The sequence below is a fragment of the Saccharothrix sp. BKS2 genome (genome assembly GCF_047689505.1).
Lineage (GTDB): Bacteria > Actinomycetota > Actinomycetes > Mycobacteriales > Pseudonocardiaceae > Actinosynnema > Actinosynnema lopnurensis.
The window spans coordinates 109,434-129,174 of sequence record NZ_JAUQOL010000009.1 but is presented as its reverse complement, the minus strand read 5'-3'; the positions used below and the strand labels follow the sequence as shown (position 1 = coordinate 129,174).

Here is a 19,741-nt window from a genome sequence, read left to right as displayed (position 1 = left end):
CCCGATGGGAGAGAAGTCATGGCCGAACAGTTCCGGAAGGGTGAGGACGTGGAGTGGTCGAGCCACGGCTCGACCACCCACGGCCAGGTCCAGGAGGAGATCACCTCGGACACCGAGGCGGCGGGTCGGCGGGTGAGGGCGTCGGAGGACGACCCGCAGTACCGGGTGCGCAGCGCCAAGAGCGGGCGCGACGCGGTGCACAAGCCCTCCGCGTTGCGCCCGCACGACGACTGACGCCCGCCCCGGTCACCTCACGACCGCGACCCCGGTGGGGTGCGGCGCTTCGGGGCCCGGTGCCGGGGCTGGCTGATCTCCGGCGGCTCCGGCGGGTCCGGGATGGACAGCACGACCGGCTCGCCCGGCGCCACGGTGACCTCCTCGCCGTGGTGCGAGGTGTGCAGCGCGTCCCCGGACAGCACCCGGTAGGTGGCCCGGCCCGGCTCGACCTCCACCGCGAGCAGCGTGCCGCGGAAGGTCAGCCGGAACGCCAGCCCCTCCAGGCCCGGTGGCAGCCGCGGCGCGAACGACAGCGCGCCGTCGTGGTCGCGCATCCCGCCGAACCCGGCCACCAGCCCGATCCACGCGCCCGCCAGCGACGCCATGTGCAGTCCGTTGTGGACGTTCTTGTGCAGGTCGTGCAGGTCGGTGAACGCCGCCTCGGCCAGGTAGTCGTAGGCCAGCCGCAGCGCGCCCACCTCGGCCGCCAGCACCGCCTGCGTGCCCGCCGACAGCGACGAGTCGCGCACCGTCCGCGCCTCGTAGTAGGCGAAGTTGCGGGCCTTCTGCTCCGGGGTGAACGCGTCGCCCCGCACGTGCATCGCCAGCACCAGGTCCGCCTGCTTGACCACCTGCTTGCGGTACAGGTCGAAGTAGGGGTAGTTCAGCATCAGCGGGTACTCGTCGGGCTCGATCCGGTCGAAGTGCCACGCCGCGTGCGAGGTGAACCCCTCGGCCTGCTCGTGCACCCCCAGCAGCTCGTCGAACGGCACCAGCATCCCGTCGGCGGCCTTGAGCCAGGCCGCGGTGTCCTCGGCGGTGACCCCCAGCCGCCCGGCCACCTCCGGGTGCCGCTCGCACGCCTCGACCGCGTTGCGCAGGTTCCGCTGCGCGATCAGGTTCGTGTAGGTGTTGTTGTCCACCACCGCCGAGTACTCGTCGGGCCCGGTGACGCCGTCGATGCGGAACCCGCCGTGCTGGTCGTGGTGCCCCAGCGACATCCACAGCCGCGCGGTCTCCACCAGGATCTCCGCGCCGTGCTCGCGCTCGAACGCCAGGTCGCCGGTCATCGACACGTACTGCGCCACCGCGTGCGCCACGTCGCCGGACACGTGGAACGCCGCCGTGCCCGCGGGCCAGTACGCCGAGCACTCCGCGCCGTTGATCGACCGCCACGGGAACGCCGCGCCGCCCTGCCCGAGCACCTTCGCCCGCTCCCGCGCCTTGTCCAGCGTGGAGTGCCGCCACCGCAGCGCGTCCCGCGCCGCCTCCGGCAGCGTGCAGGCCAGCACGGGCAGCACGAACATCTCGGTGTCCCAGAACGCGTGCCCGTCGTAGCCGGGCCCGGTCAGGCCCTTGCCCGGGATGGCCCGCGTCTCGCCGCGCACCGCCGCCTGCATGACGTGGAACAGCGCGAACCGCACCGCCTGCTGGAGCTCGTCGTCACCCCGCACCTCCACGTCGGCGGCCGCCCAGAACTCGTCCAGGAACCGCCGCTGCTCGGCCAGCAGCCCCTCCCAGCCGGTCTGCCGCGCCCCCGCCAGCGCCGCCTCCACCTGCGCGCGCAGCGCCGGCACCGACCGCTGCGCCGACCAGCCGTAGCCGAGGTACTTCACCAGCCGCAGCTTCCCGCCCGCCGGCACGTCCACGGCCGCGGTGAACCGGGCCAGGTCGCCCTCGGCGCTGATCTCGGTGCGCACCCCGTCGCCGGTCTCCAGCTCGTGGTCCATCGCGGCGGCCATGCGCAGCTCCGAGTTGCGCGCGTGGTGCGCCAGGATCGCCCGGCTGCCCGCGGCGTGGGCGAAGTCCGCCACCAGCGGGTCCTCCAGCGCCGCGGCCACCCGCGGGTCGTCGCTGTCGTGCTCGACCGGCTCGTTGGCCAGCAGGTCGGACTGCACCACCAGCTGCACCCGCTCGTCGGTCTCCACCTCGTACAGGATCGCGGCGACCGCGCGCTGGGTCAGCGACACCAGCCGCTCGCTGCGCACCGTGATCCGGCGGCCGGTCGGCGACTCCCACACCGTGCGGCGGCGCAGCGTGCCCGCGCGGAAGTCCAGCTCCCGCTCGTGCTCGTGGGCCCTGCCGTAGCGCATGTCCAGCGGCTCGTCCTCCACCAGCAGCCGGATCACCTTGCCGTCGGTGACGTTGACGATCGTCTGCCCGTCCTCGGGGTAGCCGTAGCCGGACTCCCCGTACGGCAGCGCGTGCTCCTCGTAGAAACCGTTGAGGTAGGTGCCGGGCAGCCCGCGCGGCTCGCCCTCGTCCAGCGTGCCGCGCATCCCGATGTGGCCGTTGGACAGCGCGAACACCGACTCGGTGCGGCGCAGCTGGTCCACGGCCAGGCCCCGCCAGCGCAGCAGCCAGGGCAGCACCTCCCAGCCCGCCGACCCCGAGCCGTCGGTGGCGCCCTCGGCCACCAGGTCCTCCGACGCGACGTCGTCGGGGGTGGTCGTCGTCCCGCCGGGCGCGGTCGCGGCCTCGCTCGGTCCGTTCGCCGTGCCGCCCGGCCCACCGCCCGCATCCCTGTCGAACGCCATCAGAGCAGCTCCGCCACGTCGTCGACCACCACGTCCGCCCCGTGCTCGAGCAGCGCGTCCCGCTGCCCGGCCCGGTCCACGCCCACCACGTACCCGAAGCCGCCCGCGCGGCCCGCCCGCACCCCCGCCAGCGCGTCCTCGAACACCGCCGCGTGCTCCGGGGCCACCCCCAGCTCGCGCGCGCCCACCAGGAACGAGTCCGGCGCGGGCTTGCCCCGCAGGCCGTCCCGGCTGATCACCACCCCGTCCACCAGCGACCGGGCGAACCGGCTCAGGTCGGCCGCGTCCAGCACCCTGCGGGCGTTGGCCGACGAGGTCACCACCCCGATGTCCAGCCCGAGCGCCGCCGCCGCCTCCAGGTACCGGACCGTGCCCGGGTACGGTGCCACGCCCTCCTGCCGGATGACCTCCTCCAGCAGCTCGTTCTTGCGGTTGCCCACCCCGTGCACGGTGTCGGCGTCCGGCGGGTCGTCGGGCGCCCCCTCCGGGAGGGTCACGCCCCGCGAGGCGAGGAACTCGCGCACCCCGTCGTAGCGGGGGCGACCGTCCACGAACCGCACGTAGTCCAGCTCGGTGAAGGGCTCCTGGCCGCGCGGGACCAGGAAGTCGTCGAAGGTGCGCCGCCAGGCCCGGCGGTGCAGCACGGCCGTGCTGGTCAGCACGCCGTCCAGGTCGAACAGGCACGCGGTGATCGCGTCCGGCAATCCAAGGGGCATGTCCCGTGTCTACCCCCTTCCTCTCCGGGGTACCCGTTGTCGTCATCACCGCCGTCGGAGGGGCACCACCATGGGCAAGCCGCGCGTGCTGGTCGTGGGGACGGGTTTCGCGGGCTACCACTGCCTGCGCGCGCTGGAGCGCGCGCTGCCGCCCGACGCGGCCGAGCTGGTGGCCGTCAACCCGACCGACTACATGCTGTACGTGCCGCTGCTGCCCGAGGTCGCGGGCGGCTCGCTCGACCCGCGCCGGGTCGCCGTGCCGCTGCGCCCCAAGCTGCCGCGCACCCGGCTCGTGCAGGGCAGCGCCACCGAGGTCGACCTGGGCGCCCGCACGTGCTCGGTGGTCGACGTGGAGGGCCGCGAGCAGGTCCTGGGGTGGGACCGCCTGGTGCTCACCGCGGGCTCCGTCACCCGGCTGCTGTCCATCCCCGGCGTGGCCGAGCACGCGTTCGGGTTCAAGTCCGTCGCCGAGGCGGTGTTCCTGCGCGACCACGTGCTGCGGCAGGTCGAGCTCGCCGAGCAGGCGGACGACCCCGCCGAACGCGCCGCGCGCGCCACGTTCGTGGTGGTCGGCGCCGGGTACACGGGCACCGAGCTGGTGGCGCAGGGGCAGCAGCTGACCAGGTCGGCGCTGCGCGGGCGCACCGGGCTGTCCGAAGCCGACATCCGGTGGGTGCTGGTCGACACCGCGCCCCGCGTGCTGCCCGGCCTCGACGAGCGGCTGGCCGGGCCCGCCGCCGGGGTGCTGCGGGGCCGGGGCGTGGACGTGAGGCTGGAGACCAGCGTCGAGGAGGTCACCCCCGGCTGCGCCCGCCTCACCGACGGCACGGAGATCCCCACCCGGACCGTCGTGTGGTGCGTCGGGGTGCGGCCGGACCCGCTGGTCGAGTCGGTGGCGGTGAAGACGGAGAAGGGCCGGATCTCGGTCGACCCCACGCTGGCCGTGCCGACCCACCCGCACGTGTTCGCCGCCGGCGACGTGGCGGCCGTGCCCGACGTGTTCAACGGGGGCGCGCCCACCCCCATGACCGCGCAGCACGCGCAGCGGCAGGGCAGGCTGGCCGGCCGCAACGTGGCGGCCTCCCTCGGCCACGGCGCGGTGGGCACCTACCGGCACCGCGACCTCGGGTTCGTGGTGGACCTGGCGGGCGCGCAGGCGGTGGCCAACCCGCTGCACGTGCCGCTCACCGGGCTGCCCGCGAAGGTCGTGGCGCGCGGCTACCACCTGCTGGCCATGCCGGGCAACCGCCTGCGGGTCGCGGTCGACTGGCTCACCGACCTGCTCGTCCGGCGCCAGGTCGTGCAGTTCGGGCTGGTGCCGCAGGCGGGCGTGCGGCTGTCGGACGCGGATCGGGTGCCGGTGGTCAAGCAGTCCTGAGGGGGTCGTTCTCCTCGGGCGGGCTTCCAGGCTTCCGGGTGGGTTCCCGGTCAGGCTGTCAGGCGGGCTTGAGCGGGTCGTGGCCGATGGACATCAGCCGGTGCCGCCAGTGGGCCTCGCCGGCGGTGGGCTCCAGGTCGGCGCGGCGCTGCTCGTGCACCCGGTCCACGACCTTGCGCATCACCCTCACGTCCTCGGTGGTCAGGTCGGTGCGGCGCTTGCGCAGCACCCGCAGGACCTCTTGGCCGGTCGGGGTGCCGGCCTGGTCGGGCACGGTCTCGCTGTCCTCGTCCGCGGAGCGGGTGCGCAGCCAGTCCGCGAGTTCGTTCGAGGTCATGTTCACCACGCGGTGGAACTCTTCCCACAGGGTGTCGGTCATGGGGAAGGGGATTGCCGCTCGGGGCGTCCGCGAAACGGACGAGTTCCGCGGAGTTCGCCGGCCTTGGGGGACCCGCTCGTCGGGTGGGCGAGTTCGCCGGCCCGAGGCCCTGCCCGCTGGGGTGGGCGAGTTCGCCGGCCCAGGGGCCCTGCCCGCCGGGGTGGGCGCCACGCCGGACCCGACGCAGCGCCCATCCCGTTCCCTCGGCCCTCGTTCCCAGCCTGGGGTCGTTCTCCAGCCCAGGGCCGTCCCTCGGCGCGGGTCGTTCTCCCGGCTCGGGTCGTGCCCTCAGCCCAGGTCGGGTGCGAACTGGCCCTTGGCCACGCCGACCGCCTCCGCCAACGCCTCGGGGGTCGAGGTGCCCTCCGCCCCCACCACGGCGGTCCACAGGTCGATCGACCCCAGGCTGAACTCCTGCGCCTCCCCGGTGGCGGCCATGGCCACGGGGTCGACACCCTCCTCCACCTGCCCGGACAGGAACAGGGCGAGGCCCAGCAGCCCGCCGTCCCACCCGGGACCCACGTAGAGCGCGCCCGCGCCGCCGGCCACCATCTCCGGCGGGACGGTGTGCTCCAGCTCCACCGTCGTCCGATCGCCCTCCGGGGTCAGCCGCACGTGGACGATCGACGTCTCGCCGCCGAAGGTGACCTTGAGCAGCTTCGGGGGAGCGCAGGTCAGGATCTCGCCGCCCGCGTTGCCCTCCAGCTGGAAGTTCCCGCCCTCCCGCAGGTCGCCGCTGATCGGCATGAACCAGCGCCGCAGCCGGTCGGGGTCGGTGATCGCCTCCCACACGTCCTCGGCCGTCGCCTCGTAGGTGCGGCGGAGCAGCACGCCCACGACCTGCTGCCCGTCGTCCTTGCTCAGCTCGCGGCCGATGGCCTTGAGGTGGTCGGCCATGTCGATCACTCGTGGTCCTCCTTGAGTCGTCTCTCACGCTTGCCACGCGCGAGTTCGGTGGCCAGCGCGTCGAGGTGCCCGCTCCAGAACCGGCGGAACCGGTCGAGCCACTCGTCCACCTCGCGCAGCCCCTGGGAGTCCACCGCGTAGAGGCGGCGGTTGCCCTCCACGCGGACCTGGGCGAAGCCGTGCTCGCGCAGCACCCGCAGGTGCTGGGAGACGGCCGGCTGGGAGATGCCGAACTCCTCGCGGACCACGTCCGTGACCGCCCCGGAGGCCAGCTCACCTTCGGCGAGCAGCTCCACGATGCGGCGCCGAACCGGGTTGCCGAGAACGTCAAAAGCGTGCACGACCTGCATCTTTCAACTTGAGACTTATATAAGTCAAGACTTGGGACTCCAAAATTGTCGGTGGTAGGTGGCAACATCTTCGAACGGGTGTTCGGTACGCGTTCGAAGGGAGCTGTGCGATGCGAGTTCGACTTGATCCCCGTCAGTGGCCCGGCCGTGTCATCCCAGAGACCGACACCGAGATCGACACGGCGGTCGAGGCGTTCTGCCTCCGCGCGAACTGGACGGACGCGAACCGCGCCGCCCTGCGCCGCGTCGCCGAGCCCTGGTTCGCCGAGGGGTGGTGCGTCGACGCCCTGCTGGCGGCGGTCGACCGCAGGCCCGACGGTACGAAGCAGGGTAGCCCGAGGAACCGCGACCAGGTAGCGCACGACTTCCTCCGTGCGCGGCTGAGGTCGTGGTGGGAGGGGGGCGCGCGCAGGGCGCGCCCCCCGGTGCCGGGCATGACGCTGGGCGCGTGGTGGCGCATCAACCGCCGCAACACGCGCCTGACCCAGCCCAAGCAGGCCCGCCCGCTCAGCGCGGCCGGCACGCTGGCGCGGGAGCAGTCGCGCGAGCGCGTCAGAGCCCGGTTGAAGGACCCGGTCGAGCGGTCGAGGGAGCTGGCGCGGCGCAGGCAGGAGGTCCTGGACAGCCTCCTGGTGCCCGGCCTGGCACCCCCCACCTTCGAGGACTCCAAGCGGCTGCTGGCGGAGATCCAGGTGCCGGCCCACCCGGTGTGCAGCAGGTGCGGCTGCCGGCAGGGGGTGCTGCCGTCAGCGGCTTGAACAGCGGGAACGCCACCCCCGCCGCCGGTTGCCCCGGCTCCGCCGGTGCCACCACCGGAGGCGCCACCCCCGTCGGCACCTGCCCCGTCGGCACCCTCAGCCCCGGAGCCCACCTCGGGGCCGGCGCCGAACACGATCGAGTGATCATCGGCAGAACACGTACGAAAACAGGGGCCTCGATCATCGGTTAGAAGAACACGGAGCCCCCGAACCACCCACCCCCAGCCGACCACCCACCCGCCCCGTCCACCCACCGTCCTCCCACCCACCACGCCAACCCCACTCCTAGACCCAATCCCCACCAACCCACCCCGGCCCGAGCCCACCGCCACCACCCCGGCCCGGCCCGACCTCGAACCAGACCAGAACGGGAGACCCCCGGCCAACTCCAACCCCGACCCTACGGACCACCCCAACCACCCACCGCCCCACCAACAGCACCACACAAGCAGCCCGGCCGAAGCACCACCACCGGAGCACCACCACCGGCCCCCCAGCCCCACCGGCCCCTGCCAGCCCGACCCGCCCCACCTGCTCCACCGCTCGACCTGCCCCACCCAACTCGGCCTCACCCAGGCTGTCGGCCCGCCGAAGACGTCCTGGGATGCGGTGGCTGATGCAGGTCCGCACGTCCGCCCCACCCCGGGCAAGCTGTCGAAGCTGCCTGATGCGGCCCTCCCAACCCTGATCCGCCGCGACGCCGTCTCGCTCGCGCTGGGACCACTCGCATCGAGATCGCCCGCGCCCGCCTCGCCCGCGCCCGCCTCGCCCGCGCCCGCCTCGCCCGCGCCCGCCTCGCCCGCGCCCGCCTCGCTCAACGCCGAGAAAGCCAGGCGCAGCCGGCCTTCCTGTAGCCCTCGCCCTCTGGTCTGCCTCACCTCCGCATCCCCGCTGGTCCGGTTGCGGTCCGTCTCGTCGTGTCGGCTTGGTTGCTGCGCGTTGCCCGCGCCGTCCTGCGCAAGATCAACTTTGCGGTCGCTGGTCACCTGAACGTGGGATGAGGGCTGGGTGAGGTCACCTGGTCAGGTGAAATGCGCCCGCCCGTGGTGCGGATACGGGGAGTGCTGGTGGTGCCTGGGCGTCGGCTTCCGGTAGTAACGCCCGGTGTTGAAATCCCGGACTTGGCGAGTGTGGCTCGTCGGGGTCCTGCTCGTCCCGGCTCTCCTTGCGGCGTCCGGGGTTTGTGCCCGCGCGCTTCAGGTCGAGCGGGTGGGGGCGGTCGGGTGGTTGGTGGTGTTGGTCCGCGCCGACGAGGTCTTGTTGGTGGGGGACGCTCGTGATGATGCCGAGCGGGAGGCGTTGGTCGACGCGGGTCGTGGTGAGGTCGGGTCCTATCGCGTGACGGATCTGATCAGCGGCGGCTTGCGCTTCGAACCCGGCGGCACCGACTGGCAGGGCACGGGCCGGTCCTGGTCAACCGCGTCGGACGGTTGCTGCTGGTCAAGCCCTTCTCAACGGTCACCCTGGTCGGGCACGCCTCCGCCGAGTACCCCGACGCCTACGTCCTGGCCTCCGCCCGCGCCGGGGTGGTGCGTGACCTCTTCGCCGCCCAAGGGGTGCGCCCCGACCGGATGAAAACCCCGGTCAGCGTCGACGCCGCACCGGAGAACTCGGACCCGGTCACCCGCCAGGTCGACGTTCTGGTCAACTAGTCCCCCCGCCCGCAGCTCCGAGGAGTGCCAGTGTCCTGGTTGTTCACCCAGTCGTTCACCCTCTGCGCATTGGCGTTCGTCGCCGGGGCGGTCCTCACCTGGCTGCCGCTGCGCGCCACCATCCGCAAACTCCGGGCCGAGAACGCCCGCGCCCACCAGACCGCTCAACCCGCTCTCTCCGCAGCCGAACCCACGGCACTCGTGATCACCGACCTTGATCAGGCACGGGCAACGGACGAAGCGCAGGAAACCGACCTCGCGAAGGTCGGCCTGGAGATCATCGAGCCGGAAGCAGTCGCAGTTGGGGTTGGGGTGGAGGGGGCGGAGGCAAAGACCGGGGGAGTGGCGACCGGTGGTGGCACTGCGGACGGGGCTACCGCAACCGACCAGGAAACGCTGCCTCCTACGGCGATCAACCTCGGGACGACCTGGACGGTGTCCAACCCGGCCACAGAGGATTCCAAGCCCTTTGTGATTTCAGTGCAGAACGAAAAGAAGGTTGAGGCGTCCAGCGAGGTGGTTGAGGCGTCCGGCGTGGTGGACGACCCGGCAACCATTGAGTTCCCGAGGCAGGTGGAGCCTTCGAAGGAAGCGGAGGAACCGCAGAGTGCGGGGGCACCGGCAGGGGCGGAGGTGCCGGCGGAGGAGCAGCTGCTCACGAAGGTGGAGGGTTTGGAGGCTCCCCAGTGGCTGAAGGACCGCCTGGAAGGCAGAGGGGAAGAGCGGGGCGAGGGGAAGGCCGGGGAAGCGTCGGAAGTTGCGACGTCGCGGCCGCAAACCGAACCGGTCAACGAGGACGAGACCGTCGGTCAGGAGGAACACCCGGGGGTGCCGGTGTCGGCAGGTGGATCGCACCGTTCCGACTCGGAGCCGTCACCGAAGGCTGCGAAGGCGGCAGTGTTGACGGCAGCGGCGACGAAGGCAACGGCAACCGTGGTGAAGGCGACGACGGCAAAGGCGGCACCCAAGGCCGCGACCGTCAAGACCGTCAAGACCGCAACGGCCAAGGCCGCGAAGGCGAAGGGCCAGAAGGTCACCCCACCCGCCCTGGTCAAGTGCAACTCCAGGTCCATGGTCTTCCACACCCCCGCCTCCCCCTACTTCAACCGCATGAAGGGCGACGTCACCTTCACCACCCCCGAAGAGGCCGAACGCGCCGGCTACACCCGCTGGTCGCCGAAGCCCAAGACCGCACCGGACCCGACCCCCAAGGCCGGCGCCAACCGATGACCACCGGCCACCACCGGCGGCCGATCCGACCACCTCACCCCCGCCGGTGGTGGCGCCGTGAGATCAACGCCCACAGCTCGCGCCCGCCGCGTCGCCCCACACTCGCGCGGCGTGTGGAAGAACAAGGCTGTCCAGCCCGCGACACGGGGCGTGGAGTTGCCGGTCCCACGATTCGGTGACCGGCGGGCACAGGCGGGACAGCTCTGGCACGGGGATCACGTCCTCGATCGGCCTCGATGTCGGATCGGTCGTCCCTCCAACCCCGAATTCGTTCAAGATCGGTTCAACTCGAGAACCGCCTCCACCGCCTCGCCCAACGTCCACAGCCGCCGCGCCCCGGCCGGCACCTCGTCCCACCCGGCCCCGCCGACCAGCACCGCGTGTCCCCGCGCCAGCAGTTCGGCCACCGGCGCGGCATCGGCGAGGGACCGTTCGTGCGCCCACAACATCACCGAACCGGGTGACAACAGCTCCGCCGCGTCCAGCAGCGCCCCGGCCGGGACCCGCGCCCCGAGGTTGCGCGACGCGCACCCGCGCTCGGCCAGCGCCGCCGCCAGCACGTCCACCGGCAGGGTGTGCTGCTCGTCCGGCGCGCACGCCAGCAGCACCGGCAACCGCCCGGAGAGCGCGACGGGCGCGGTGCCGCGCAGGGCGTCGAGGACGCTCGCCGTCGCCAGGTGCTCGACCTCGACGCCCCGGCCCCGGGCGATGACCCGCTCGCCCAGTGCGACCAGGAACGGCGCCAGCACCGACTCCCACGCGTCGACCACGCCGCGCTGCTCCACCAACTCCAGGACCAGCGCGCTCATCAGCGGCGCGTCCAGGCGGGCCGCCGCGCGGGCGAACCCGCGCCCCTCCGCCGAACCGCCCACCGCGAGGGCCTTGGGTCCGCCGCCGGCCCGGGGTCTCGCGGGCGGGGACGAGCCCAGGGCGATGGCAGCGGCCGCGGCGGGCGCCATGCCCTGGGCGGTGAGTTCGAGCATGCGGCGCAGCCGGGTCACGTCGGCGGGGGAGTAGCGGCGGTGCCTGCCCTCCTCGCGGGTGTCCGGGCCGAGCCCGTAGCGCCGGTCCCACGTGCGCAGCGTGGTCGGTGAGATGCCCAGCATCCGCGCGACCGCGCCCGCGCTCCACTGCTCCACGCGTCTCCCGCCTGTGCGGATCGGTTCTGAACCGAATCATGGTAACGAGCACGCGTGGCACGCGCCCGGAATCGCCAGGCGGGGGTCGGCCGGCGAGGGCCGGCCGGGGAGAGGCAGCCAAGGAGAGACAGCCGGGAAAGATCAGCCAGGAAAGATCAGCCGACCACGCGGCGGATCACGTCGACCGGCCCGATCGACTCGATGTCCTGGACCTTCACCGGCACACCCTCGGTCGAGGCGTGCACGGCGCGCAGCCCGTCGATCGCCATGGCCACGTGCGTCTGACCGCTGTAGTAGATGATCAGATCACCGGCCCTGACCTCGTTGCGCGACACCCCTCGCCCGACCTTGGCCTGCCCGTACGTGGTGCGCGGGATGCTGATCCCCACCGACCGGTAGGCCGCCTGCATGAGGCTGGAGCAGTCCCACGAGTTCGGCCCGTTCGAACCGTAGACGTAGGGCTTGCCCCGCTCGCCCAGCGCGAACGCCAGCGCCTGCCCCGCCGTGCCCGCGGGCACCGGGATCGGGCCCGTGTCGCCCGCGTTGTTCAACGCCCGGCGCTCGGCGTCGCCCAGCGAGCGGTACGCCTCGCGGGCCTCGTCGATCTGCCGGTCCAGCGCGCCCTTGCGCTGGTCGATCTCGCCGATCGCCTGGTTGGCGCTCGTCGCGGCCTCGGTGGCGCGCCGCGCGGCGTCGGCGGCCTCGTCGACCGCCTCCTCCAGACCCCGCAACGCCTCGGCGTTGTCGTGCGCCAGCACGCCGAGCGCCGACATCCGGTTGAGGAAGTCCTGCTGGGACTCCGACACCAGCAGCGCGGACAGCTGGCTGAACCGCGCGCCCTGGAACGACGCCTCGGTGAGCAGGTCGACCTGCCCGCGCAGCGCCTCCTGCGCCTCCTCGGCGGTGGCGATGTCGCGGTTGGCCTGGTCCAGCGCGCCCTGCGCCCCGGTCAGCGCCTCCTGCGCCCGCAGGTGCTCCTCGTTGAGGGCCTCGGCCTGCGTGGACAGGTCGTTGTACCGCTTGAGCGCGTCGGAGGCGTTGGGCGGCACGGGGTCCGCCCCGGCGTGGGGCAGCGGCAGGGCGCCGACCAGCACGGCGACTGCGGTGGCCGCCACGGCGGCGCGAACGGTGCGCTGGGCGGGGTTCGACGCCACGGTCTCGCGACCCTCCTCGTAACCGGACCTACCCCGAACGGGTGACCCCATTCAGGTCTCGGACAGGTTACGGAACCGCGGGACCGCCGTCCACCGGGGCCCGTCCGGGCCCGTCAGCGTGCCAGGCCGGTCAGGTCGGTGCGCCCACCGGGGTGGTCGACGGCGCGCCCGGAGGCGGCGGTGGCGAGCTTCCCGGCCTCCTCGGGGTCGTCGCCGCGCACCAGCGCCACGGTCAGCGCGGCCACGAACGCGTCCCCGCCGCCGGTGGTGTCCACGACGTGCTCCCCGGTCAGCGGCACCACCGCCGAGCCGCCCTCCCAGACCAGCGCGTTCGCCTCGCCGGGGACCTCCAGCGCCACCACCGACGGCCCGCGCGCCAGCAGTTCCCGGCCAGCCGCCAGCGCGTCCCGCGCCCCGTCGATCGAGCGGCCGGTCAGCTGCTCGGCCTCGGTGTGGTCGGCCCGCAGCACGTCCGCGCGGGCCAGCAGGGCGTCCACCTCGCCGCCGGGCACGCCGTCCAGCACGACCAGGCCGGTCGCGGCGCGGGCGGCGGCCAGCGCGGTCCCGGCGGGCTGCTGGAGCTGGATCACCACGGCGTCGGCCGCGGCCAGCTCCGCCGACGCCGCCGCCACGTCGGCGGGGGTGACGAGGGTGGCCTCGGGGATGTCCTCCAGGTAGCGGTACCGGCCCTCGCACACGACGTCCACGACCAGGGCCGTCCGGGTGCCCGTCCGCTGCGCCACCGCGCCGGTCGCCACCCCGTCCGCCGCGAGCGCCTCGACCAGGAGGCGGCCCTCGCGGTCGTCCCCGACGACGCCGAGCAGCACGACCGACGCCCCGAGCTGGACGGCGTCGCGGGCGATGTTGGCGCCCTTGCCGCCCAGCACCTCGCGGCGCTCGGACACCGTGGCGCTGCCGCCCTCCCCCGGCACCTCGGGCACCACCAGGACGAGGTCGCGCGCCACCTGGCCGATCACCGCGATCCGCATGGGTGACCGGTACCCGGCGACCACCAGTTGAAACGGAGCGTTGACGTCGGGTCACCGGAAATGCGATCGTAATTCTGGGAGCGCTCCCAGTTACCAGGTCACCGTCGATCTGAATGGAGACATCCGTGCGACTCAAGCGCACCGGGGCGTTGGTCGCCGCCGTGCTCGGCGTGGTCGGGGTGACCACCGTGTTCGTCCAGAGCGGCGTCGCGGTGGCCCACGGGTCCATGACCTACCCCGCCAGCCGCACCTACGCCTGCTACGAGGACGGCAGGCTCGGCGGCAACGGCGACCTGAACCCGACGAACCCGGCGTGCGCCGCGGCCGTGCAGCTCGGTGGCAAGCAGCCGCTGTGGGACTGGTACGGCAACCTGATCAGCCAGGCCGGCGGTCGCCACCGGGACCTCATCGCCGACGGCGACCTGTGCGGCCCGACCACCAAGTACGACGCCTACAACCTGGCGCGCGCCGACTGGCCCGTGACCAACCTCCAGGCGGGCGCGCGGATCACCTTCAAGTACAACGCCTGGGCGCCGCACCCCGGTCGCTGGGACCAGTACGTCACCCGGGACGGCTTCGACGTCACCCAGCCGCTGAAGTGGTCGGACCTGGAGCCCGCGCCGTTCGACAGCGTCACCAACCCGCCGCTGGGCAGCGGCGAGTACGCCTGGAGCGGCACCCTGCCCAACAAATCCGGCCGCCACGTCATCTACTCGATCTGGCAGCGCAGCGACAGCCCCGAGGCGTTCTACAGCTGCTCGGACGTGAACTTCAGCGGCGGCGGCACCGGCGGTGACACCCGGGCCCCGAGCGCGCCGGGCACGCCGACCGCGACGGCGACGGCGAACTCCGTGTCGCTGAGCTGGGCCGCGTCCTCGGACGACACCGGTGTGGCCTCCTACCAGGTGTTCCGGGAGGCGGGCGCGAACGACGTCCAGGTGGCCTCCGGCTCGGGTACCACGGCCACGGTCACCGGCCTCACCGCCGACACCGCCTACCAGTTCTACGTGGTGGCGCGGGACGCGGCGGGCAACACCTCCACCCCGTCGGCGGTCGTCTCGGTCCGCACGAGCGGCGGCGGCACCGGCACCCCGCCGGGCACGTGCTCGGTGACCTTCGGCGTGGGCAGCTCGTGGTCCGGCGGCTTCACCGCCGCCGTGTCGGTGCGGAACACCGGCACCACCGCGGTCACCGCGTGGGAGCTGGTCTGGGACGTGCCCTCCGGTCAGGGCATCACCCAGGCGTGGTCGGCGCAGGTCGCCGTGTCCGGCGGCAAGGCCACCGCGAAGGGGGCCGCCTGGAACCAGGACCTCCAGCCGGGTCAGTCGGTGAGCTTCGGGTTCAACGGGACGTCGCAGGGAACGCCCGCCACCCCGACCGGCTTCACCCTCAACGGCGCTTCGTGCGCCACGGCCTGATGTTGGCGCGCTGCGCGGCCCTGGCCGCGCTCCTGGTGGGGTCGGTCGCCTGCTCGTCCGGGGCGACCGGCTCCACCGGCTCCACCGACCTGGCGGCCAACGCCCTCGGGCCGCCCCTGGCGAACCCGGTCGAGGTGGCCGACTGGGTGCACGAGAAGACCGGGCAGTGCGACGAGGCGCAACCGCGGACGATGGAGGAGTTCCACGACTTCGTCGGCCCGCTGCGCGCCGCGCTCTACGCGCCGTACGTGACGGAGTGGGCGACGTGCCAGGCGGGGCCCTACGAGCGGCTCGGGCTGGTGGTGTTCCGGCGCGACGGGCTGGGTGACTTCCAGCGCGCCTGGCAGGGGGCCCTGTCGAGCGGCGAGGTCCTGGACGACCCGGACTTCGGCTTCGGCAACGGCTTCGCGCTCAGCGGCACGCTCGGCCTGGAGCTGCTGGGCCTGCACCAACTGCGGTGCACCCCGGTGACCCCCGACGACGAGGTGGGCCACACCGTGGCCGCCGAGGCGGAGGGCTGCGTCTACACCCAGGCGCCGGGTCACCACCACTGAGGGGGAGGAAGGAAAGACGGCTCGTCAGCGCGGCGGTGCGGTGCTCTGCCGCACCACGAGCGTGGTGGCAAGCTCGATTCGGCGGTGTTCGGGCTCTTCACCACGCGCCAGCGTGATGGCGAGACGGGTGCCCGCCGCGGCCATGTCCTGCAGCGGCTGCCGGACCGTGGTCAGCGGCGGGCCCACCCACTGGGCGACCGGGAGGTCGTCGAAACCGATGACGCTCAGGTCCTCGGGCACGCGCAGGCCGGCGGCGCGGGCGGCCTCGTAGACGCCGAGCGCCTGGAGGTCCGAGCCCGCGAACACCGCGGTGGGCGGCGTGGTCAGCTCCAGCATCTGGGCGAACTGCGCGCGGCCGGACTCCACGTGGAAGTCGCCGTAGCGGACCAGGGTCGGGTCGACCGCGAGGCCCGCGGTCTCCAGCGCGGCGCGGTAGCCGTCCACCCTGGCGCGGCTGCACAGCACCCGCTCCGGGCCGCCGATCATGGCGATCCGGCGGTGCCCCAGCTCGATCAGGTGCCGGGTGGCGGTCAGGCCGCCGTTCCAGTTCGTGGCGCCGATGGACGGCGTCTCCAGCTGCGGCTCGCCGATCGGGTCGACCACCACCACCGGGATGTCGCGGGCGCGCAGCTTCGCCAGCTGCTGCGAGGTCAGGTCGGAGAACACCGAGATCACCGCGAGCGGCTTGCGGGCGATCACGCCCTCCAGCCAGCCGTGGCCCGGGGTGAGCCGGCCCTGGGACTCGCTGAGCACGAGCGCCAGGCCGTTCTCGGCGGCCACCTGCTCGGCGCCGCGGATGATCTCCAGCGCCCAGGCGCTCTCCAGCTCGTGGAACATCAGCTCCACGAGGTTGGACCGCCGCGACCGCTCGTCCGACCGCCTCTGGTAACCGTGGCGGCGGATGATCGCCTCGACCTTTTCCCGCGTGTGCGGTGCGACGTCCGCCCGGCCGTTCATGACCTTCGAAACTGTCGGTACCGACACCCCGGCCTCGGCGGCGATGTCCGCGATGGTGATCTTGCTCGTGGCGGTGCCATCCGGGGTTGGCTGGGCTTTCGTCGGCATGGGCCGCAGTCTACGGCAGCAGCACCGGGAGAAGTCCGGTCAATATGGTGATCGGGGAGCGGTGTGGCTCACTCTGCGGGATACATAGTGGCCGAAATTGTCGAATTGCTTTTCGAAAGTGTCAATGCGCGCGGCGGGGCGTGGCCGTCGGGAGAGAGGTTGAACGGCCACGCCCCTGGCGCGCGGGGCCCCGCGCCGCCGCGGGACCGGTGCGGTGGTCGGTTACTTGCCGAAGCCAGCCGTGAGGCCGCTCAGCAGGAACCGTCGCCCGAACAGGTACACCGCGAAGATCGGCAGCACGGACAGCGTCACGGCCGCCAGCAGCGCCGGCACGTTGGTGCCGAACTGCCCCTGGAAGTCCCACAGGCCGAGGGTCAGCACGCGCGACGACTCGGACTGCGTGAGCACCAGCGGGAACAGGAACCCGTTCCAGGCGTTGAGCGCCGTGTAGACCACCACGGTCATGATCGCCGGCCTGGCCAGCGGCAGGACCAGCGACACCAGCACCCGGAACGGGCCGGCGCCGTCGATCGCCTGCGCCTCGTACAGCTCGCGGGGCACCTCCCGCAGGCTGTTGGTCATCACCAGCGTGGCCACCGGCAGCGCGAACGCCGCCGTGGGCAGGATGATCGCGGCCAGGGTGTCGTACAGGTGCATCCGGGTGATCAGCAGGTACACCGGGATGATCGTCGCCTGCGCCGGGATCGCCAGGCCGATCAGCAGCAGGGTGAACCCGCGCTGCACGAACCGCGCGTTGCTCCGCGCGACCGCGTAGGCGCACGGCACGGTGATCAGCACGACGATCGCCACCGTCGCCGCGGTCACGATCACGTTGTTGAGCAGGTACTGGCCGAACCCGCCCGTCAGCACCGTCTTGTAGTTGTCGAGCGTCAGCGCCTCGGGGACCGACCACGCGCTCTTGCCGAGGTACTCGGTGCGGGTGCGCAGCGACACCGTGATCAGGTAGACCAGCGGGCCGAGGACGAGGACCAGCCACGCCAGGGAGAACAACCCGGCGAGCCAGTTCGGACGAGATTTCACGACCCCTCCTGCTGGCTGCTCATCGCGCGGAACCCGCTCCAGCGCATGACCGCCACCGACAGCACCGTGCCGAGCACGACCAGCACGACCGCGATCGCGCTCGCGTAGCCCATCTCGAAACCGCTGAAGCCGGTGATGTACATGTGCAGCGGCAGGATGCGGGTCGCGGTGCCCGGTCCGCCGTTGGTCAGGATCAGCACGGTGTCGAACGTGGTCAGCGAACCGACCAGCATGAGCACCGACGACGTCACGATCGTGTACCGCAGCTGCGGCAGGGTGATGTTCCGGAACTTCCCGAACCGCGAGGCGCCGTCGATGGTCGCCGCCTCGTACAGCGACGGCGGGATGGCCCGCGCCGCACCCTGGTAGAGCAGGGTGTGGAACGGGATGTACTGCCACGAGATCACGAAGACCACGGTGTAGATCGCGATCTCGGTGTCACCCAGGAACAGCGGACCGCCGACGAAGGCGCCGAAGTTCGGGTCGAGCAGCACCTGCCACAGCAGCGCGATCGCCGCCGTGGACAGCAGCAGGGGCAGGAAGAAGATCGAGCTGAGCACCGCGCGGGACCGCTCCTTGCCGGCCGCCCAGACCCCGATCAGCAACGCGATCGGGGTCTGGACGAGCCAGGACACGACCATCAGCAGCACGGTCCGCCCCACCGAGGCGTGGGCCTCGCCGTCCTCCATCAACCGGGTCCAGTTGTCGGCCCCGCTGATCTCGGGAGTTCCCAGGCCGTCCCAGGTGGTGAAGCTCAGGTAGACCACGAGCACCATGGGCAGCGCCGCGAACAGGGCGAAGAACGCGAACGCCGGTGCGGCGTACCAGCCCGAAGGTCGCTGGGAGGACATCAGCGCGCGGCCACCGCGTCGACGAACTGCTGCGGCGAGACCTTGCCCAGGAAGAACTCCTGGAGCTGGGTCAGCATGAACGTGGCGTCGTCGGCGGGCAGGTCCTGGTCCCAGGAGAGCTGGAAGTTCTTCGTGTCCAGCACCATCTGGTAGATGGAGGTCGTGTAGTCGGCGTTGTCGGCCGCCTTCAGCTTCTCCTCCGCGCCCACCACGGGCGGCACGTCACCGGCCGCGACCAGCGCGTCGATGTAGGAGTCCTCGTGCAGCGTGGTGGTGACGAACTTCTTCGCCGCGTCCAGGTTCTTCGACCCGGAGGTGGCCGAGTAGAAGTTGCTCACGTTGCCGACCAGGTTCGAAGGGTCGCCCTTGCCGCCCTCGATCGTCGGGAACGCCACCCAGCCCAGGTCGCCCGCCTTGACGAAGTCGGGGCTCTGACCCAGCTGGTTGGTGTACTCCCAGGAGCCCATCAGGTGCATGGCCGCCTTGCCCTGGGCCAGGATGGTCGACGCGCCACCGGCGTCGTAGCCGACGGAGGCGAAGTTGGTGCCGAAGCCGCCCCGGTCGATCAGCTCCTTGAGCTTGGACAGGGACTCGACCACGGTCGGGTCCTTCCACGCCTGGGGGCCCTCGTCCCGGATCTTCTTGAACACCTCGGGGCCGGCGAAGCGGTCGAGCACGTACTCGGCCCACATCAGCTCGGTCCACGCCTGGGTGCCGGCCAGGGCGATCGGGGTGATGCCCTTGCCCTTGAAGGTGTCGACCAGCGCGAGCAGGTCGTCCCAGGTCTTCGGCGCCTCGACGCCGGCCTCGGCGAACACCTTCTTGTTGAAGAACAGCAGGACCGGCTGCATGCCGCGCATCGGCACGCCGTAGATCTTGCCGTCGAGCGTCGCGCCGTCCAGGACGCTGGGGATGAACTTGTCCTTGACGGCCTTGTTCTCGTCGAGCAGCGCGGTCAGGTCGGCGACCTTGCCGGCGTCGACGTACTCCTTGAGGTTGCCACCGCCCCAGTTGAAGAACAGGTCAGGGGCCTGCGGGGACCCGATGGCGACCCGGAGCCGCTGCTTGTACGGGTCGTTGCCGAAGGTCTCCAGGGAGGCGTTGCCGCCCTGGGCCTTGAAGGAGTCGATCGACTTCTGCTCGATCGGGTTGAGCACCGGGTCTTCCAGGGCCCACACCTTGATCTCCCCCGCGCCGGACTCGGCCGGTCCGGAGGAGCCGCACGCGGAAGCCACTGCTGCCGCGACGACGAGCCCCATCGCCATGAGGGGACGCGTCCATGATCGGCGGGACATGCAACCGCCACCCTTCTGCCACGCTGCGGAAATGTTCGTGGCTCGAAACATTTCGAAACATCCACGACTTGCGGAGAACCTAGACGGGTGTCGAACGCGTGTCAAGGCTCACT

General features: G+C 72.3%; 19 protein-coding genes. 7 read left to right on the top strand and 12 right to left on the bottom strand.

Annotated features, from left to right (window positions below; genetic code table 11):
- Positions 1-18 precede the first annotated feature (18 nt).
- Positions 19-234, top strand: coding sequence for a DUF2945 domain-containing protein (locus tag Q5530_RS20490; protein ID WP_415364305.1), 216 nt, complete (start codon positions 19-21; stop codon positions 232-234).
- A gap of 17 nt (positions 235-251) precedes the next feature.
- Here Q5530_RS20490 and Q5530_RS20485 read toward each other — a convergent pair whose 3' ends face one another.
- Together Q5530_RS20485 and Q5530_RS20480 are read right to left on the bottom strand one after the other, a co-directional pair.
- Entirely contained in the window at positions 252-2,753 is a 2,502-nt protein-coding gene (locus tag Q5530_RS20485) for a glycoside hydrolase family 65 protein (RefSeq protein ID WP_415364303.1), read from the bottom strand.
- A complete protein-coding gene (locus tag Q5530_RS20480; RefSeq protein WP_415364302.1) occupies positions 2,753-3,469 on the bottom strand; it encodes an HAD family hydrolase in 717 nt (238 codons plus the stop codon). The genes Q5530_RS20485 and Q5530_RS20480 overlap by 1 nt, the downstream gene beginning before the upstream one ends.
- Before the next feature lie 70 nt (positions 3,470-3,539).
- Between Q5530_RS20480 and Q5530_RS20475 the strand changes: the two genes are divergently transcribed.
- Positions 3,540-4,847 (top strand): NAD(P)/FAD-dependent oxidoreductase, encoded by a 1,308-nt coding sequence (locus Q5530_RS20475; RefSeq protein WP_415364301.1) that lies wholly within the window; start codon positions 3,540-3,542, stop codon positions 4,845-4,847.
- Positions 4,848-4,905: 58 nt separating this feature from the next.
- Here Q5530_RS20475 and Q5530_RS20470 read toward each other — a convergent pair whose 3' ends face one another.
- From Q5530_RS20470 to Q5530_RS20460, 3 genes are all read right to left on the bottom strand, one after another.
- Complete coding sequence (locus Q5530_RS20470) at positions 4,906-5,226, bottom strand: DUF3140 domain-containing protein (RefSeq protein WP_415364300.1); 321 nt, start codon at positions 5,224-5,226, stop codon at positions 4,906-4,908.
- A gap of 288 nt (positions 5,227-5,514) precedes the next feature.
- Entirely contained in the window at positions 5,515-6,123 is a 609-nt protein-coding gene (locus Q5530_RS20465) for an SRPBCC family protein (RefSeq protein ID WP_415364575.1), read from the bottom strand.
- 5 nt (positions 6,124-6,128) lie between these two features.
- Complete coding sequence (locus Q5530_RS20460; RefSeq protein WP_415364299.1) at positions 6,129-6,473, bottom strand: ArsR/SmtB family transcription factor; 345 nt, start codon at positions 6,471-6,473, stop codon at positions 6,129-6,131.
- A 119-nt stretch (positions 6,474-6,592) separates the two neighbouring features.
- Here Q5530_RS20460 and Q5530_RS20455 point away from each other — a divergent pair, with 119 nt between their 5' ends.
- From Q5530_RS20455 to Q5530_RS20445, 3 genes are all read left to right on the top strand, one after another.
- Positions 6,593-7,240, top strand: coding sequence for a hypothetical protein (locus Q5530_RS20455; protein WP_415364297.1), 648 nt, complete (start codon positions 6,593-6,595; stop codon positions 7,238-7,240).
- A 1,430-nt stretch (positions 7,241-8,670) separates the two neighbouring features.
- Positions 8,671-8,892: a hypothetical protein gene (locus Q5530_RS20450; protein ID WP_415364296.1), complete on the top strand. Its 222-nt coding sequence runs from the start codon at positions 8,671-8,673 to the stop codon at positions 8,890-8,892.
- A 30-nt stretch (positions 8,893-8,922) separates the two neighbouring features.
- Positions 8,923-10,122 carry a hypothetical protein gene (locus tag Q5530_RS20445; RefSeq protein ID WP_415364295.1) on the top strand — a complete coding sequence of 400 codons (1,200 nt, stop codon included), beginning with the start codon at positions 8,923-8,925 and terminating at the stop codon, positions 10,120-10,122.
- 272 nt (positions 10,123-10,394) lie between these two features.
- Here Q5530_RS20445 and Q5530_RS20440 read toward each other — a convergent pair whose 3' ends face one another.
- The 3 genes from Q5530_RS20440 to Q5530_RS20430 form a co-directional block, all read right to left on the bottom strand.
- Positions 10,395-11,261, bottom strand: coding sequence for a MerR family transcriptional regulator (locus tag Q5530_RS20440; protein WP_415364294.1), 867 nt, complete (start codon positions 11,259-11,261; stop codon positions 10,395-10,397).
- A gap of 155 nt (positions 11,262-11,416) precedes the next feature.
- Positions 11,417-12,415, bottom strand: coding sequence for an NlpC/P60 family protein (locus tag Q5530_RS20435; RefSeq protein ID WP_415364293.1), 999 nt, complete (start codon positions 12,413-12,415; stop codon positions 11,417-11,419).
- Between the two features lie 113 nt (positions 12,416-12,528).
- Complete coding sequence (locus tag Q5530_RS20430) at positions 12,529-13,404, bottom strand: PfkB family carbohydrate kinase (RefSeq protein ID WP_415364291.1); 876 nt, start codon at positions 13,402-13,404, stop codon at positions 12,529-12,531.
- Positions 13,405-13,529: 125 nt separating this feature from the next.
- Between Q5530_RS20430 and Q5530_RS20425 the strand changes: the two genes are divergently transcribed.
- Together Q5530_RS20425 and Q5530_RS20420 are read left to right on the top strand one after the other, a co-directional pair.
- Positions 13,530-14,822: a lytic polysaccharide monooxygenase gene (locus Q5530_RS20425; protein ID WP_415364290.1), complete on the top strand. Its 1,293-nt coding sequence runs from the start codon at positions 13,530-13,532 to the stop codon at positions 14,820-14,822.
- Positions 14,807-15,376: a hypothetical protein gene (locus Q5530_RS20420; RefSeq protein ID WP_380635479.1), complete on the top strand. Its 570-nt coding sequence runs from the start codon at positions 14,807-14,809 to the stop codon at positions 15,374-15,376. The genes Q5530_RS20425 and Q5530_RS20420 overlap by 16 nt, the downstream gene beginning before the upstream one ends.
- A gap of 24 nt (positions 15,377-15,400) precedes the next feature.
- Here Q5530_RS20420 and Q5530_RS20415 read toward each other — a convergent pair whose 3' ends face one another.
- The 4 genes from Q5530_RS20415 to Q5530_RS20400 all read right to left on the bottom strand — a co-directional run bounded on the left by Q5530_RS20415 (position 15,401) and on the right by Q5530_RS20400 (position 19,592).
- Positions 15,401-16,441: a LacI family DNA-binding transcriptional regulator gene (locus Q5530_RS20415; protein WP_380635477.1), complete on the bottom strand. Its 1,041-nt coding sequence runs from the start codon at positions 16,439-16,441 to the stop codon at positions 15,401-15,403.
- A gap of 222 nt (positions 16,442-16,663) precedes the next feature.
- Positions 16,664-17,482 carry a carbohydrate ABC transporter permease gene (locus tag Q5530_RS20410; RefSeq protein ID WP_415364288.1) on the bottom strand — a complete coding sequence of 273 codons (819 nt, stop codon included), beginning with the start codon at positions 17,480-17,482 and terminating at the stop codon, positions 16,664-16,666.
- Entirely contained in the window at positions 17,479-18,333 is an 855-nt protein-coding gene (locus tag Q5530_RS20405) for a carbohydrate ABC transporter permease (protein ID WP_380635474.1), read from the bottom strand. The genes Q5530_RS20410 and Q5530_RS20405 overlap by 4 nt, the downstream gene beginning before the upstream one ends.
- Positions 18,333-19,592, bottom strand: a complete 1,260-nt coding sequence (locus Q5530_RS20400; protein WP_415364287.1) for an extracellular solute-binding protein — start codon at positions 19,590-19,592, stop codon at positions 18,333-18,335. Before Q5530_RS20400 ends, Q5530_RS20405 begins: the two co-directional genes overlap by 1 nt.
- Between the last annotated feature and the right edge of the window lie 149 nt (positions 19,593-19,741).